General features: G+C 65.9%; 16 protein-coding genes. 8 read left to right on the plus strand and 8 right to left on the minus strand.

What is annotated here, in order from left to right; translation table 11 throughout:
- Window positions 1-75: 75 nt before the first annotated feature.
- The 3 genes from FBY31_RS10675 (at window position 76) to FBY31_RS10685 (ending at window position 2,769) form a co-directional block, all read left to right on the plus strand.
- Window positions 76-540, plus strand: a complete 465-nt coding sequence (locus FBY31_RS10675) for a hypothetical protein (protein WP_142040388.1) — start codon at window positions 76-78, stop codon at window positions 538-540.
- Complete coding sequence (locus tag FBY31_RS10680; RefSeq protein WP_142040391.1) at window positions 537-2,252, plus strand: DUF5671 domain-containing protein; 1,716 nt, start codon at window positions 537-539, stop codon at window positions 2,250-2,252. The genes FBY31_RS10675 and FBY31_RS10680 overlap by 4 nt, the downstream gene beginning before the upstream one ends.
- A gap of 94 nt (window positions 2,253-2,346) precedes the next feature.
- Entirely contained in the window at window positions 2,347-2,769 is a 423-nt protein-coding gene (locus tag FBY31_RS10685; protein ID WP_142040394.1) for a universal stress protein, read from the plus strand.
- 124 nt (window positions 2,770-2,893) lie between these two features.
- Here the strand turns inward: FBY31_RS10685 and FBY31_RS10690 are convergent, their stop codons facing one another.
- Window positions 2,894-3,532: a GOLPH3/VPS74 family protein gene (locus FBY31_RS10690; protein WP_142040397.1), complete on the minus strand. Its 639-nt coding sequence runs from the start codon at window positions 3,530-3,532 to the stop codon at window positions 2,894-2,896.
- 144 nt (window positions 3,533-3,676) lie between these two features.
- Here FBY31_RS10690 and FBY31_RS10695 point away from each other — a divergent pair, with 144 nt between their 5' ends.
- From FBY31_RS10695 to FBY31_RS10715, 5 genes are read left to right on the plus strand one after another with little or no spacing between them, the layout of a single operon-like run.
- Complete coding sequence (locus FBY31_RS10695; RefSeq protein WP_142040400.1) at window positions 3,677-4,585, plus strand: MurR/RpiR family transcriptional regulator; 909 nt, start codon at window positions 3,677-3,679, stop codon at window positions 4,583-4,585.
- 28 nt (window positions 4,586-4,613) lie between these two features.
- Window positions 4,614-5,573, plus strand: a complete 960-nt coding sequence (locus FBY31_RS10700; RefSeq protein ID WP_142040403.1) for an NAD(P)-dependent oxidoreductase — start codon at window positions 4,614-4,616, stop codon at window positions 5,571-5,573.
- Between the two features lie 32 nt (window positions 5,574-5,605).
- Window positions 5,606-7,153 (plus strand): aldehyde dehydrogenase family protein, encoded by a 1,548-nt coding sequence (locus tag FBY31_RS10705; protein ID WP_142040406.1) that lies wholly within the window; start codon window positions 5,606-5,608, stop codon window positions 7,151-7,153.
- Between the two features lie 27 nt (window positions 7,154-7,180).
- The gene (locus FBY31_RS10710; RefSeq protein WP_142040409.1) at window positions 7,181-8,407 is read left to right on the plus strand and encodes an amidohydrolase; all 1,227 of its coding nucleotides are present in this window, start codon (window positions 7,181-7,183) and stop codon (window positions 8,405-8,407) included.
- Complete coding sequence (locus FBY31_RS10715; protein WP_142040412.1) at window positions 8,404-9,801, plus strand: DUF3100 domain-containing protein; 1,398 nt, start codon at window positions 8,404-8,406, stop codon at window positions 9,799-9,801. The genes FBY31_RS10710 and FBY31_RS10715 overlap by 4 nt, the downstream gene beginning before the upstream one ends.
- A gap of 220 nt (window positions 9,802-10,021) precedes the next feature.
- Here FBY31_RS10715 and FBY31_RS23020 read toward each other — a convergent pair whose 3' ends face one another.
- The 7 genes from FBY31_RS23020 to lipA are packed head-to-tail and all read right to left on the minus strand — an operon-like array spanning window position 10,022 to window position 14,999.
- On the minus strand, window positions 10,022-10,174 hold the full coding sequence (locus FBY31_RS23020) for a hypothetical protein (RefSeq protein ID WP_167344656.1): 153 nt from the start codon (window positions 10,172-10,174) through the stop codon (window positions 10,022-10,024).
- A 39-nt stretch (window positions 10,175-10,213) separates the two neighbouring features.
- On the minus strand, window positions 10,214-10,450 hold the full coding sequence (locus tag FBY31_RS10720; RefSeq protein WP_142040415.1) for a hypothetical protein: 237 nt from the start codon (window positions 10,448-10,450) through the stop codon (window positions 10,214-10,216).
- 30 nt (window positions 10,451-10,480) lie between these two features.
- Window positions 10,481-10,699: a hypothetical protein gene (locus FBY31_RS10725; RefSeq protein WP_142040417.1), complete on the minus strand. Its 219-nt coding sequence runs from the start codon at window positions 10,697-10,699 to the stop codon at window positions 10,481-10,483.
- 4 nt (window positions 10,700-10,703) lie between these two features.
- Complete coding sequence (gene purU, locus FBY31_RS10730) at window positions 10,704-11,624, minus strand: formyltetrahydrofolate deformylase (RefSeq protein WP_142040420.1); 921 nt, start codon at window positions 11,622-11,624, stop codon at window positions 10,704-10,706.
- Complete coding sequence (gene cycA, locus FBY31_RS10735; protein WP_142040423.1) at window positions 11,621-13,111, minus strand: D-serine/D-alanine/glycine transporter; 1,491 nt, start codon at window positions 13,109-13,111, stop codon at window positions 11,621-11,623. The genes purU and cycA overlap by 4 nt, the downstream gene beginning before the upstream one ends.
- A complete protein-coding gene (locus FBY31_RS10740; protein WP_235013015.1) occupies window positions 13,101-13,931 on the minus strand; it encodes a methylenetetrahydrofolate reductase in 831 nt (276 codons plus the stop codon). Before FBY31_RS10740 ends, cycA begins: the two co-directional genes overlap by 11 nt.
- Before the next feature lie 60 nt (window positions 13,932-13,991).
- The gene (lipA, locus tag FBY31_RS10745) at window positions 13,992-14,999 is read right to left on the minus strand and encodes a lipoyl synthase (protein WP_142040428.1); all 1,008 of its coding nucleotides are present in this window, start codon (window positions 14,997-14,999) and stop codon (window positions 13,992-13,994) included.
- Between the last annotated feature and the right edge of the window lie 11 nt (window positions 15,000-15,010).

The raw sequence follows: 15,010 nt of genomic DNA on the forward strand, positions 1-15,010 counted from the left end.
CTTTTCACATGGGCATTTCCACATACGGACCACAGGACGCGGGCGGAGGCACGCCGGAGGGTCCATACTTGCGCCATGGGTGATGCAGCGCGAAAACCGGACCGGGTCCTTCTCGTGTTGGTCGGTGTCATCGGATTGCTGGTGGTGGTGGCACTGGCGGTGGTGTTTTTCCGGGGCGAGCCCAAGCCGCTGGACGAGGCCAGTCCGGCAGGAGTGGTCCAGAGGTACACCAACGCCGTGATCGAGGGCGACACCGCCACCGCCGATTCCTACCTCACAGGGGACGGCCGGGCGAAGTGCCGCGGCTCGTTCCAAGGTGAACCGCCGCCGGCGCGGGTTGTCCTGGTCTCCACCACCGAACGGGCAGAATCGGCAACCGTCAAGGTGTCGATTGTGCATTCCGCCCAGGGCGGCCCCTTTGGTCCGTCCGACTACCAGATGGAGGATATCTTCCACCTGGTAAAGGTCGACGGGAAATGGCTGGTGGACCAGGCGCCCTACCCGCTGATGTCCTGCAGCGGAATTCCGGGGAAACCATGACGTCCCCCGCAACGACGACGGCGTCCACGGCGGGCAGTACGGTTATCACCCTGCGCCGGCTGATCCAGTACATCCTGCTCTTTGCCCTGGTGGTGATCGCTGCCTCCGGTATCAGCGGATTGCTGGAGCGCCTTTTCACTTCGGGGCCGGTCCTGGCGTCCGCCGATGTGGCCGGCCTGGCCCGGTCACTCACCTTTACTCTTATTGGCGGGCCTATTGCCCTGCTTCTGTGGTGGTTCATCTGGAAGAGGCTCGAGGATGAATCAGAACGCAGGGCTGCAGAATGGGGCCTCTACCTCACCGGAATGTATGCTGTTTCGCTCATCATCTCTACTACTTCGCTCCTGGGCCTGGCGTCGTCCCTGATCGGCAGGACGGGGAGCCAGTGGGCGCCGCCGCTGGCAAATGCCCTTGTCTGGGCTGCCGTTTGCGTGTGGCACCGGTGGATGTGGAAGCGCCCGGACAGGCCCTCCGCGCATTTGGAGGACGTCCGGGCCATCGTGGGATCCATTTTTGGACTGGTGCTGGGAGCCGGGGCCGCTATTACGGCCCTCAGCGGCCTGTTTGACGTCGCTATCCGCGGCCTCCCGCTGACGGCGACTGTTGAGCCCTGGTGGTTCCCGGTGCTCCGATCGCTGGTGTGGGCAACAGGCGGAATCACCGTCTGGTGGTGGCACTGGTTCAGGGAGGGCGGCCGGCGCTTCACGACAGGCCTCGTGGACGTTACCATCATCGCCCTCGGCATCTTTGCCGCGGGCATCACGGCACTCGGCGGAGGCGGCGTGATCCTGTTCGTGGTCCTGAGGCTCGGGTTTGACCCGACGGACCCGGCCAGCGAACTGCTCGAACCTCTCGCTCCGGCGCTGGCAGCAGCCCTCATCGGCGCACTCATCTGGCGCTATCACCGCACTGCTGCGGCCGGACGTTCCCCCGGCGCAAAGCGCGCCGGCCTCCTGGTCACCTCGGCTGTCGCCTTGGCGGCGGCCGCATCCGGTGTCGGCGTCATCATCAACGCGACACTCGCAGCGGCTGTATCACCGCTGGCGGGCGGAGCCACCCGCACATTGCTCCTGGGCGGCATCAGTTCGCTCCTGGTTGGAGCCCCCGTGTGGTGGCTGGCCTGGAAGCCCACCAGGCAACCGCAGTCCGCCGATGATATTCCGCCCGGCCGCCGGGTCTACCTCGTCGCATTCTTTGGTGTCAGTGCGGTGGTGGCACTGATCGCCCTCCTCGTGATCGGCTACCGGCTCTTCGAATTCCTGCTCGGGGACGTGTCCGGCGGAAGCCTGCTTGACCGCGTCCGCGCACCGTTCGGCCTCCTGGTGGCCGCGGCGCTTGTTGCCGGCTACCACTTCGCCCTGTGGCGGCGGGACCGTGCGCTCCTCGCCGCGGTGGAGCACGTGAAGAAAAGAACGCTGGAACAGGTAACCCTCGTCACCGGGCAACAACAGGACGCGGATGCCTTGGCCAAGCGCATCGCTGAAGTCACCGGCGGTGCCAGGGTCACCATCTGGCTGCGTGCTGACGACGGCGGCTCTGCCCTACCGGCGCCGGGCACCGGTTCCGGCGGGACTGCTTCCGCAGCGGCGGAGGAGGCAGTCCAGCAGGTGGCGGTTGCGCTGGAGGAAGTCACTGCTGTCCACGTCCTGGTGGTTCTTGGCCCGGGTGCGCGGCTGGAGGTCATCCCGCTGGCCGCTGGTTCACGGCGCTAACGCCATCCGCAAAAATGACGTGGGGGCAACAGGCCCAAGTTCTCTAGACTGGCTTCTGAACGCCAAGTGACAGATACCAGTAAAGGAGCAAGGCATGAGTGGAGTAGTTGTTGTAGGCGTGGATGGCAGTGAGTCGGCAAGGAAAGCCGCGGAGGCTGCACGGAACCTGGCGGCCTCGCTGGGAGCTTCACTGCACGTAGTGACCGCCTTCGAGACCGAGAGCGCCGAGACCTTCGGCGTCGGGTCGGACAAGGTGAGGATTTCCAACGCGGACAGCGCCGAAATCGTTGCCAACGATTTGGGCAAATCGGGACAGCGTGTGGAGATCACCCACTCGGCCGCCCGCGGCAAACCGGCTGATGCGCTGATCAAGGAAGCCATCCGCCTGGACGCGAAGGTCATCGTGGTAGGAAACCGCAGGATGCGCGGCATCGGCCGGCTCCTGGGCAGCGTCGCCAACAGCGTGGCGCACAACGCCCCCTGCGACGTCTACATCGCCAACACGTACGACGACTAACGCTTCGACTCCCCTGGGCAGAAACTCCAGTAACCCGGGGGAAGGAAGCGGGCGACGGCGGGACCTCCCGCCGTCGCCCGCTTGCGTTTAAGGCCACCTCCAGGAAGCGCTGCCGCACCGACTGCTATGTTGCGGCCTCCGCCTCCGCGAGCGTGATCATGCGGATTTCCTCGGCAACTGCGTGGGAGGGCCATTGGCTGTTGGCTATTTCCCTGGCCCGGTGACGATCAGCATCGGCAAACAGCTTCTCCAGCAGCCCCGTCACGTGCAGCAGTCCGATCAAGGCAGTGGTCCGCGCATCGGCTGTTCCCCCTCCCAGCCCGGCCTCAACTTCCTTGAGGAGTGCCGCCTTCGGGGCGTGGTCCTGCTCCGGATACCGCGTGATCCTGAACAGGCCCAGGCGCTTTTCGCCTACGTGCTTCACGACGCCCTGCGCCGCCAGCTCCTCGTAAATGCGATGCACCTCGGCACGGCTTTCCAGGATTGAAACCCAGCGATGGGGAGAGTGCGGCCTGGATTTATGCCGGACGAGCTCCAGGTGGTGCTGAACCGCGGCGGGTACAGGGGCGCCAGAGACTCTGACGTGCTTGCCCTGCAGTTCGATGGCACCGAGCAGATCCAGCTCCGCCAAGATTGCCCCGGCTACACCGGCCTGAAGAACGGGCTGGGAAATTTCGGCCCCGCCGTCGGCGTCGTTTGTTGCCAGAAGGAGGAATGCCTGGGGAAGGCTCAGCTCCCAGGCCTTGGGAGATTCAGCATCCATACCACTATGGTCCCGCGGGAAAGGTGCCGCCACAATGAGGATTTACCTGCAGATAACGCAAACCACTGGAAGCAAGCGCAATTGCAGAGTACATTTGATGCAATCGCCCTTGCAGAGTGATCTGCGTTACAGAACAGGTTCCCCTTGAACACGAATGCCGCAGAAGTGCAGGCCTCCCAGCTTGGAGCCAACGGCAGCAGCGGTGCCGGGAACAGCTCCCAGGCATGGCTCGGCGACGCGATCCCGGATGTTCCACTTACCAAATCGCAAAGCCGGGTCGTGGAGGTCATCACCCGCAATCCGCAGCTCTCCTCCTACGCGGACATCGCAGAGATTGCCCAGCGCGCAGACGTCAACAATTCCACCGTGGTCCGCGCAGCCCAGCATTTGGGCTACCGCGGCTGGCCGGATTTCCAGCGAGAACTCCGCTCGCGCTACCTCGTGATGATTTCCACCGAGGACACCCTCACCGAGCACGGCGAACACCGCAGTCCCCTGCACGACGCACTGAACCACGACATTGAAAACCTCCGGCTGACCCTCGAATCGAATACGGCAGACGAAGCCGAGGCCGCCATTGCGGCAATGGCCGCTGCAAAGTCCATCACCGTCGTCGGGATTGGCTCCTTCGCCGGACCCGCGAGCGTGATGGCCCACCTCGGCTCCACGATGGGATACCCCATCTCACTGGAAAACCGCGGCGGCGTCCACCTGGCGTCAAGCACCAACACCCTTGGCGCCGGCGACGTGCTGGTGGTCATCAACATGTGGCGCTCCGTCCGGCAGGTCATCGTGGCCGCCGAAGCCGCCAAAGCCGCCGGTGCCACGGTCGTCGCCATCAGCGATATGCGCCGCGGCCGCCTCGCAGCCGCGGCCGACCACCTGTTGGTGGTGGCCTCGGAGGGCATCTCCTTCTTCCAGTCGGTCACCGCCGCGAACTCGCTGGTCTACGGGTTGCTGGCTGGAATGGAGGCAGCCCACCCCGAGCGCAGCCGCGCCGCCATCCGCCGGACCCAGCAGCTGTGGAAAGACCTCGACATCTACCTCGACTGACCCGCAATAACATCCCAGGAGCAACTTCATGAATGACCAAAACACCCGCCGGATTGCCGTCATCGGACTCGGCGCCATGGGCGGAGCAATGGCCGCCACCCTTCACAAAGCCGGCTGGGACGTCACCGGCTTCGACCCTTCTGACGCCGCCAGGGCTGCCGCGGAAGAAGCCGGCATCAAAACTGCAGCGGACCTCGAAGCCGTTGCAGGAACCCCCTACGCCGTGCTCTCCCTCCCCGCCGCCAGCATCGTGGAAACCACCGTGCCCCAGCTCCTCAAAGAGCCGGGCACCGTGGCGATCATCGACACCACCACCTCCGAACCGGGCACCAGCAAAAACATGGCCGATCTTGCCCACGCACAGGGAGCGGCATTCGTGGACGCACCGGTCTCCGGTGGCCGCGACGGCGCAGCAACCGGTTCGCTGAGCGCCTTCGTCGGTGCCACGGACGAGTCCCTCGCCGCCGCCGAGCCCGTTCTCCTGGCGCTGACCGGCGGGAAGTACAGCCACATCGGCGGCCCCGGCAGCGGCAACGTGGTCAAACTCCTCAACAACGTGCTGGCGGCGGCCAACCTCGTCTCGGTGGGTGAAGCACTCGGCGTCGCCAAGGCCTACGGCATCGATCCCGCCACAGCGGCGGCCAGTATCAGCAACGCGTCCGGGGGCAGCAAGGTCTCCGCCAACATGTACCCGAACTGGGTGCTGAGCGGCACGCACGATTCCGGTTTCTCCCTGGGCCTGATGGCCCGCGATGCCGCCCTCGCCGTGAATGTCGCCACCCGGATCGGCGAAAAGCCCGCACTCCTGGCCGCCGTGGCCAGCCAGTGGCAGGACGCCCTGGCCGCGCTCGGCCCGAAGGCGGACTTCACCGAAATCGCCCGGACCGTCGCCCCGGCCATCACTCCCGCCGGTGCACCAGGCGGTGCACCAGGCGCGGCACCAAGCACCACATCAGGCAGCGCGGCCGGCACCACCGCCGTCGCCTGATACCCCACCCGCAGCCCCAAAGGAACACCACATTGAGCGTCACGACATCACCAACCTCCTCCTCGGCAGCAACCGCTAAAACCGTCCTGGAAGCGGCTTTCCCGGCGGGCCTCGGCACTTTCGTCGACGGCACGGTAGTTACCGGCAGCGGCGAGGCCATCACCCTCACCGCGGCTGCCACCGGCGAAGCCTTCGTCACCTACGCAGACCCGGGCGCCGAGGGCGCCAACGCCGTCCTGGAAAGCTCGACGGCGGGCGCCAAAGTTTGGGGTGCGATGAACGGCTTCGAACGGGCCGCCATCCTCCGTAACGTCAGCCGGGCTGTGGAACAGCACGGGGAGGAACTCGCCATCCTCGAATCCGCCACCACGGGCAAGCCCATCCGTGACACGCGCGTCGAGGCCGCCAAGGTGGCGGAAATGTTCGGCTACTACGCCGGCTGGGCCGACAAGCTGACCGGCCAGACCATCCCTGTTCCCGGCAACTGGCACACCTACACCGAACGCGTCCCGTGGGGCGTCGTCGTCGCCATCACGCCGTGGAACGCTCCCCTGTTTACGGCCGGCTGGAACTCCGCAGCCCCGCTCGCGGCCGGCAACGCCGTGATCATCAAGCCCAGCGAGTTCACGCCGGCGTCATCGGTCCGGCTCGCCCAACTGGCGCACGAAGCCGGCCTGCCGGCAGGCGTCTTCAACGTGGCCGCCGGGCTGGGCCAGACTGTGGGCGCAGCCCTCACCACAGACCGGCGCGTGGGCAAGGTCAGCTTCATCGGCTCCGTCCCCACCGGGCGCCGTGTTGCGGTTGCCGCCGCCCAGGCCGGGATTCCCGCCCTTCTGGAGCTCGGCGGCAAGAGTGCCAACATCGTCTTCGCGGACGCGGACCTGGACCGTGCCGCGGACGGCGCCATCTCGGCCATCTTCTCCGGCGCGGGCCAGTCCTGCGTGGCCGGATCGCGCCTGCTGGTGGAGCGCAGCGTGCACGCACAGTTCGTGGAGCTGGTGGCCGCCAAGGCCGCCCGCCTCCGGGTGGGCGACCCGCTCAGCGCGGACACGGAGGTGGGCCCCATCATCACGGCCCAGCAGTTCGCCACCGTCACCACGCTCATCGAGGCAGGAATGAACGACGGCGGCCGCCGGGTTACCGGGGCCGCGTTGCCGGAGTCCCTGGCCGGGTCCGCCCTGGCCGGCGGGCACTGGGTGATGCCCACCCTGCTCGACGGCGTCACACCCGCCAACCGGCTGGAGACTACCGAGGTCTTTGGTCCCGTGGTGGGCGCCGACGCGTTCGACTCGGAAGCCGAAGCCATCGCGCGGGCCAACAACACCAACTTTGGCCTGGCCGGTGCCGTCTGGACTTCCGATGTGTCCCGCGCCCACCATGTGGCCCGCGAGGTGAAAGCCGGCACGTTCTGGATCAACTCATACAAGACCATCCATGTGGCCGTTCCCTTCGGCGGCTTCGGTGATTCCGGCCACGGCCGTTCCTCCGGGCCGGGCGTGCTGGACGAATACACGCAGACGAAGGCCATTTGGGTGCCCACCCGCGCGGCCGCGTCTCCCTTCCCGTCCCTGTCCTATTAACGCTTCACCCAGAGAAGGCAGATGCCCATGGAACTGACCAACCCAAACCCCGCCCCGGCAGCCCTTCGCGGCGTACTGGCAGACGGCGTCGACCGCTGGAAACCCCGCGTCCAGGCATTGGCGCAGGAAATCCACGCGTTCAAGGAGATCTCCTTCGAGGAGGTCCGTTCCGCCGGGGCCATTGCCGCCCTGCTGGAGGAGGCCGGCTTCGAGGTGGAGCGCGGCACGTCGGGCCTTCCCACCGCCTTCTCAGCGAGCGCGGGAAGCGGCGAGCTGACGGTGGCGCTGTGCGTGGAGTACGACGCGCTTCCGGACATCGGCCACGCCTGCGGTCACAACCTGATCGCCGGTGCCTCCGTGGCAGCCACCCTCGCCCTGCGCCCGTTGGTGGACGAACTCGGCATCACGCTGAAGGCCATCGGCACCCCCGCCGAGGAGCATGGCGGCGGCAAGGCGCTGATGCTGGAGCGGGGTGCGTTCGACGGCGTCGGGCTGGCCCTGATGGTCCACCCGGTCCAGGACGGGCTCACCTACAACCCCGCCGGCACCAGCGCGCAGGCGGTGGGCCGGTACAAGGCAACGTTCAGCGGCAAGGCGGCGCATGCGGCGGCAGCCCCGCACCAGGGCGTGAACGCGGCCGACGCCGCGGTGCTGAGCCAGGTGGCCATCGGCCTGCTGCGCCAGCAGATCCCCAGCGACCACCGGATCGCCTGCTTCGTGGCCGAGGCCGGACACGTCACCAACATCATTCCGGAAAAGGCGGTGGTCCAGTTCGAATGCCGGGCCTTCACCCTGCCGGAATACGAGGCGCTGCACCAGCGGGTCCGGAACTGTTTCGAAGGCGCCGCGCTGGCCACCGGAACAACCCTGGTCATCGAGGAAGCGGAACCCCTGTACGAACCGCTGCTCCAGGATGACGCCCTCGCAGCGCACTGGACCGATGCGATGGAAGCCTTCGGCAAGGACACGTCGCGGTCATCGGGGCTCAGCGGCGGTTCCACCGACATGGGCAACATCTCCCAGGTCATCCCGTCCCTGCACCCCTGGCTGAGCATCCCGGGTGCGGACGTGCCCATCCACTCGCACGCGTTTGCCGCGCTTGCAGACTCCCCCGAGGCGTACGGCGTGATGTTCGAGGCAGCCGTGGCGCTGGCCTGGACCGTCGCCGGCGCAGCCTCAACCCCCTCCGAACGGGACCGCTTCATCAAAGCTGCGTACCGCCGTCGTACTTTCACGCAGGAAGGCACATCATGAGCACCACCAGAACAGCCCGGGTTGATAAGGCCGGGACCAAGCTGACCATCCCGATTGCCGCCCTGGCCCTGGTGATCGCCGTGGCGGTCCAGTTCATCGGGCAGCTGAAGATCGATGTGGGAATAGGCGCCATCATCATCTTCCCCATGGTGTGGGGCCTCATCGTTGGCCTGCTGGTCTCGGTCCAGAAGTTCAAGCCCCTGGGGATCGACCTGCAGCGGGTGGCGGCGGCCCTGGTGGGCGTGGCCGTGTTGCTGCTGGTGGCCCGGCTGGCCTTCAACATCGGTCCGAGCCTGCCCACCCTGCTCAAGGCAGGACCCGCGCTGCTGCTCCAGGAAGTGGGCCACCTGCTCGGCACCATCGCGCTGGCGCTCCCGCTGGCTGTGCTGCTGAGGATGGGCAAGGCAACGGTGGGCGCCACGTTCTCGCTGGACCGTGAGCCCTCCTTCGCCATGGTGTCCGAGAAGTACGGCGCGGATTCGGACCAGTACCGCGGCGTGCTGGCCATGTACGTGTTCGGCACGCTGTTCGGCGCCGTATACATCACACTCCTCACCTCGCTCGTGGCCAACTGGAAGATCTTTGATCCGCTGGCCCTAGCCATGGGTGCCGGTGTGGGGTCCGGCTCCATGATGGCGGCATCCGCGGCGAGCATCGTTGCCGGCTACCCGGCGGAGCAGGAAGCCATCCTGGGCATGGCCGCCGTGTCCAACCTGATCACCACGATCCTGGGCGTTTACGTGGGCATCTACATTGCGCTGCCGCTGGCCGACCGGTTCTATAAATTCCTCACCCGCAAGCAGACAGCCCGCGAAGAAGCAGCCGTGACGGCCGGTGCACCCGCCGGTGCTTCCGCCGGTGCCCCGGCCGCACGCACCGCCGCGGACATCGACCGCGAGGCCGCCCAGGCGGAGGAAAACCGGCGGTTCCGCGAGCGGGTTGCCGAGTCCGCGGCAGCCATCAAACTGCCGCTCTGGCTGTCCCTTTCGGTCCTCACGGTCCTGGGCATCGGCACGGCATCCGTGGCGGCGAAGGGCTTCAGCCTCACCATCGTGGCCGGCTACGCGACCATGCTGGCCCTGGTCCTGGTCAGCATCGCGCTGGCGAAGGCCACCCGGAAGATCTCGGCGATTGTTTTTGTCACCACCATTGGCGCCTACATCTCCAGCCCCTGGTTCTTCGGGGCGGAAGCGTTGAACGCGGCGGTCAAGACCGTGGACTTCCTGTCCATCGCCACCGTGATGCTGACCCTGGCGGGCCTGTCCCTGGGCAAGGACATCCCGCTGCTGAAAAACATCGGCTGGAAGATCATTCCCGTGGGGCTGGTGGCCATCACGGCGTCTTTCCTGCTCTCCACGGTGATCGCGGAATTCGCCCTGGGCCTCTGGCACTGACTCCCCCGCCCCTCGAGTTAGGCAGGCCAAAGCAAGCGGACGGCCGCGGGCACCTCCCGCCGTCGTCCGCTTGCTTTAAGTAGGGGTGGGTGCAGGTAGAAGTGCGGGCCACCTGGACCACCGGTATGACTTCGAAAAGCCATGCGCCCAACACGGCCAGCGCACTAATCCAGGTTGTTGCCTGCCGTTTCCGGCCCGTACCGTCTCCTGGCCGGGAGCGTCAAACGCTGGTTCTCCGCTTCAGCCAGCCCCAAACAGCGGTGGCCACAAACAGGATCAGGCCGATGAACGCCAGCCACAGCAGGCCTTTGATCACGAAGCCCAGGATGGACAGAACAAGCCAAATAATAAGCAGTGTGATGATTAGTCCCATAGGCGAAGCTTAGGCCACCGCCGGGCCCGGCACGCCACCCTAGGTGGAAACGTCCCGCTCAATTTCCTCGGCAAGGTCGTCCACGGCTTCGGGCCGCAGGCTGATGCCCGCCTCATCGAAGCGTTCCTCCAGCACATGGGTTACGTCATCCTGCACGTGGCCCAGGCGGATTTCATCCTTGACGTCTTCTGCAATGCTTTCCGCAGTTTCCACGCCGTCAACCTCCTCCGCGCTGTCGTCGTCAAAAGGGGCACCGGTATCAGCTGAGTCAGTCATACTTCATGGTTGCCGGTCGGCGGCGGGCGGTCAATGACGGGAACGGCTTAACGCAAAATCCTCCCGGTGGAACATCCGGCGCTCAGGCCAGCCGTCCAGGACCACCCAGATGATGGAGCCGTCGGGCGTGGTGCCGTCCACCACACCGCAGCCGATAGCCTGCCCGTCCTGTGAAAGACGCACGGGCTGGCCCAGCGGCAAGGCGTTCCAGGACACTCTCCGCCAGCTGTGCGTTTCGCTCGGTTTCATCGCGCTACCGCAGGATGACCGTGCGGTTGCCCAGCAGCAGGATGCGCCCCTCGCAGTGCCACCGGACAGCGTTCCGGAGGGCAACGCACTCGGCGTCCCGGCCCACCGCCACCAGGTCATCGGCCGTATACGTATGGTCCACCTCGATGACCTGCTGGGAGATGATGGGGCCCTCGTCGAGTTCGGCGTTGACGTAGTGCGCCGTGGCGCCCACCGTCTTCACGCCGCGTTCGTAGGCCTGGTGGTAGGGCTTGGCGCCCTTGAAGCTGGGCAGGAACGAGTGGTGGATGTTGATGGTCCGGCCCGCCAGCCTGGTTGAGAGCTCGTCGCTCAGCACCTGCATGTACCGGGCCAGGACCACGAGTTCCACATCGAACGCATCCACGAGTTCCAGCAGCCGCGCTTCGGCCTCAGTCTTCGTGGCCGCAGTGACCGGCACATGGAAAAACGGGATGCCGTGCCACTGGACCAGGCCTTCCTGGTCGCGATGGTTGGAGACCACCGCGACGATCTCCACCGGGATATCGCCGGTGCGTGCCCGGAACAGCAGGTCGTTGAGGCAGTGCCCCATTTGGGACACCATCACCAGCACCCGGCGCTTCCGGCCGTGCGGCTCCAGCTGCCAGTTCATCTGCCATTTCTCCCCCACAGGCCTGAAGTCGCGGCGCAGGTCTTCGGTGCTCTGCAGCTCCTGCGCTGATGCGAAGTGCACCCGCATGAAGAAGTGCCGCTGCGCCTTGTCGCCGTACTGCTTGATGTCGATGATGTCGCAGCCGTGCTTCAGCAGGAACGCCGAGACTGCGTGGACAATGCCCGGGGACTCCGCACAGTCAACGGTCAGGACATGTTCGACGGCGGCAGCGGGCTCCGCCGTCGAGTCACCTGGCCGAGGGGCCGGGACGGGCGTCTCCAGTACCGTGCTCATTTCTTCCCCCCGTCTTTCAATGCACCGTCCAGGTCACGCCCGATGGTGGACGCCTCGGTGTCCAGGTCCTGCGCCAGCTCCGACTTGAACGTCTCGTAGCGGGCCACGTGGGCAGGCCGGCGGCGCAGCACCAACCACGCGGCGCCGAGCAGGATGAACCACACAGGGGTGACCAGAAGAGCAACCAGCGTGTCAGGCTGCGTGGTCAGGGCCCACAGGACGAAGGCGAAGAACGCGAACACAGCCCACACCATCGGGATCCCGCCGGGCATCCGGTACTTGGACGCCTCGTGCAGGTGCGGGCGCCGACGCCGGAAGGCAAGGTAGCTGGCCAGGATGATGGACCACACGAACACGAAGCAGACGGCGGACACTGTGGTCACCATGTCGAAGGCCTTGCCGATGTCCTGGCCCGCGTACATCAGCACCACGCCGGAGAGCAGCAGGACGCAGGAGAGGAACAGCGCGTTCTGCGGCACCTTCCGGGTGGACAGGTTGCTGAAGACCGACGGCGCGTCCCCCTCCTGCGCCAGCCCGTACACCATGCGGGACGTGGAGTAGATGCCGGAGTTGGCCGAGGACATGGCCGAGCTGAGGACCACCAGGTTCACCACAGTGGCGGCGGCGCCGAGGCCGGCCAGGGAGAACATGGCGATGAACGGGCTGTGGCCGGCCTGGAACTGGGTCCACGGGGTGACGGACATCAGGATGATCAGGGCGCCCACGTAGAACAGGAGCACGCGGATGGGGATGGAGTTGATGGCCTTGGGCAGGTTCTTTTCCGGATCCTTCGCCTCGGCAGCCGTGGTGCCCACCAGCTCAATGCCCACAAACGCGAACACCGCAATCTGGAAGCCGGCCACAAAACCCATGAATTCGTTGGGGAAGAACCCGCCGTGGCTCCACAAGTTCGTGAAGGTGGCAGGGCCGGCGTCGGACTGGAAGCCCGTGAAGATCATGAACATGCCCACGATGATCAGCGCAGCGATGGCAACAATCTTGATCAGCGCGAACCAGAACTCGGTCTCGCCAAACGCCTTGACGGTCACGAGGTTCAGGAACAGCAGGATGGCCACGGTGGCCAGGCCCGGGATCCACAGCGGCAGTCCCGGCCAGAGTTCTTTGGAGTAGCCGGCGATCGCGATGACGTCGGCGATTCCGGTAATCACCCAGCAGAACCAGTAGGTCCAGCCGGTGAAAAAGCCCGCCCAGGGGCCCAGGAGGTCGGCCGCGAAGTCACTGAAGGATTTGTAGTTCAGGTTGCTCAGCAGCAGTTCGCCCATGGCCCGCATCACGAAGAACAGCATGAAGCCGATGATCATGTAGACGAAAATGACGGACGGTCCAGCCGCGGAGATCGTTTTGCCCGAGCCCATGAACAGGCCCGTGCCGATGGCGCCGCCAATGGCGATCAGCTGGATGTGCCTGTTGGTGAGCTGCCGCTCAAGGTGCGGCTCCTGGTGGGAAATTACAGGTTTAGTTGTCACGTGCTGCTCCTCGAATCAATGCTGCCTGGAGTGCTGAAGCGGTTGCCTGGTCCGGCGCCGCGGGGACGGACTCAAGGCTGTTAAAGCTGTAAAGATGGATGCCGGCGATGTTGCCCGGCTGGCTTTCCAGCCCGGCGATCAGGCTGTCCGGCGAGTAGCGGTCCCCGCTCAGGAGCTTGCGGGCCAGCGGCCCCTTGCGGCTGAGGAATTTCAGGGAACTTCCGACGCCGATCTGCGTGGACAGTGCCACAAGCTTGGTCCGCGGGACCGAGCCCGCCACGCCCGCCCAGACGGGCAGGTGCACGCCTTCACGGCGCAGCAGCGCGGCGAAGTCATGGATTTTGCCGGCGGCGAAGCACATCTGCGTGACCACATGGGAGGCCACGTGCTGCTTGGCCAGGAGGCCGTCGAGCAGGTCCACGGGGCTGACGAGCGGGTGGCCCTCCGGATACCCGGCGACGCCTGCCCGCATCATTCCGCCGCTGTACTGCGCGATGTCCTCAAGGACCGGAAGGGCCGAGTCATAGACGCCGGCGGGCTGTTTCCGGTCTCCCCCAACAACGAAGACTTCGCGGATACCGGCGGCATCGCAGCCCCGGACAATCCCGGTCAGCTCAGCGCGGCTGCGGATGCTCCTGGCGGCGAGGTGCGGGACCACCGTGTAGCCGAGGTCGCTCAGCTCCACCGCGGTGCGCATGGTCCGTTCGATGCCGTGGTGCGGCAGGCAGGTCACGCTGAGCGTGGTGGTCGTGGGCACCAGGGCCTGGACCTGCTCAACGATTCCCTCCGCAGGGATGATTTCGATTCTGATGGGGAACATCATTGGTCCTGTCTATTCATCAGGTATTGGGTCATCAGCTCTGGCTCTGCGCCGGGCCGATTAAGCCGTGGCGGCGAGCAGTGAGCTGGCTTCCTGGCGGGTGGTGCCGGAGGACTCGATGTGGGCGAGTTCGGCGGGGATGTCCCAGCCCTTCTTCCGCATGGCGGTGGCCCAGAGCCGGCCGGCGCGGTAGGAGGAACGGACCAGCGGGCCGGACATGACCCCGAGGAAGCCGATCTCTGTGGCCTCGTCCTGGAGGTCCACGAACTCCTGCGGCTTGACCCACCGGTCCACCGGCAGGTGCCGCTCCGACGGGCGCAGGTACTGGGTGATGGTGATCAGGTCGCAGCCGGCCTCGTGCAGGTCCCGCAGCGCCTCGGAAATCTCTTCCCGGGTCTCGCCCATGCCCAGGATCAGGTTGGACTTGGTCACCATGCCCAGGTTCCGGCCCTGCGTGATCACATCCAGGGACCGCTCATAGCGGAACGCGGGCCGGATCCGCTTGAAAATCCTCGGCACGGTCTCCACATTGTGCGCGAACACCTCAGGCCTCGAGTCGCAGATCGCGGCGATGTGTTCGGGCTTGCCGGAGAAGTCCGGGATCAGCAGCTCCACCCCGGTGCCGGGGTTCAGCTCGTGGATCTTGCGGACCGTCTCGGCGTACAGCCACACGCCCTCATCCTCGAGGTCGTCCCGGGCCACCCCGGTCACGGTGGCATAGCGCAGCTGCATCGCCTGCACCGACCTGGCCACCTTGGTGGGTTCGAACCGGTCCACCGGGGAGGGTTTGCCGGTATCGATCTGGCAGAAATCACACCGCCGGGTGCACTCGGACCCGCCGATCAGGAACGTGGCTTCCTTGTCCTCCCAGCACTCAAAAATGTTGGGGCAGCCGGCCTCCTCACACACCGTGTGCAGGCCTTCCTTCTTCACCAGGTTCTTCAACCCGACGAATTCGGGGCCCATCTGGACCTTGGCCTTGATCCACTCCGGCTTACGTTCCACCGGGACAGCCGAGTTGCGCTGTTCAACGCGCAAAAGCTTCCGGCCTTCAGGTGCCAGTGTCATCAGTACTCTTT

Origin of the sequence: Arthrobacter sp. SLBN-100 (assembly GCF_006715305.1) — a bacterium.
GTDB lineage: Bacteria > Actinomycetota > Actinomycetes > Actinomycetales > Micrococcaceae > Arthrobacter.

Bases quoted from the DNA above. Each gene is read 5' to 3' on its own strand.
- FBY31_RS10675 (WP_142040388.1), top strand. From the start codon at position 76: ATGGGTGATGCAGCGCGAAAACCGGACCGGGTCCTTCTCGTGTTGGTC.
- FBY31_RS10680 (WP_142040391.1), top strand. From the start codon at position 537: ATGACGTCCCCCGCAACGACGACGGCGTCCACGGCGGGCAGTACGGTT.
- FBY31_RS10685 (WP_142040394.1), top strand. From the start codon at position 2,347: ATGAGTGGAGTAGTTGTTGTAGGCGTGGATGGCAGTGAGTCGGCAAGG.
- FBY31_RS10690 (WP_142040397.1), bottom strand. From the start codon at position 3,532: ATGGATGCTGAATCTCCCAAGGCCTGGGAGCTGAGCCTTCCCCAGGCA.
- FBY31_RS10700 (WP_142040403.1), top strand. From the start codon at position 4,614: ATGAATGACCAAAACACCCGCCGGATTGCCGTCATCGGACTCGGCGCC.
- FBY31_RS10710 (WP_142040409.1), top strand. From the start codon at position 7,181: ATGGAACTGACCAACCCAAACCCCGCCCCGGCAGCCCTTCGCGGCGTA.
- FBY31_RS10715 (WP_142040412.1), top strand. From the start codon at position 8,404: ATGAGCACCACCAGAACAGCCCGGGTTGATAAGGCCGGGACCAAGCTG.
- FBY31_RS23020 (WP_167344656.1), bottom strand. From the start codon at position 10,174: ATGGGACTAATCATCACACTGCTTATTATTTGGCTTGTTCTGTCCATC.
- FBY31_RS10720 (WP_142040415.1), bottom strand. From the start codon at position 10,450: ATGACTGACTCAGCTGATACCGGTGCCCCTTTTGACGACGACAGCGCG.
- FBY31_RS10725 (WP_142040417.1), bottom strand. From the start codon at position 10,699: ATGAAACCGAGCGAAACGCACAGCTGGCGGAGAGTGTCCTGGAACGCC.
- purU (WP_142040420.1), bottom strand. From the start codon at position 11,624: ATGAGCACGGTACTGGAGACGCCCGTCCCGGCCCCTCGGCCAGGTGAC.
- FBY31_RS10740 (WP_235013015.1), bottom strand. From the start codon at position 13,931: ATGTTCCCCATCAGAATCGAAATCATCCCTGCGGAGGGAATCGTTGAG.
- lipA (WP_142040428.1), bottom strand. From the start codon at position 14,999: ATGACACTGGCACCTGAAGGCCGGAAGCTTTTGCGCGTTGAACAGCGC.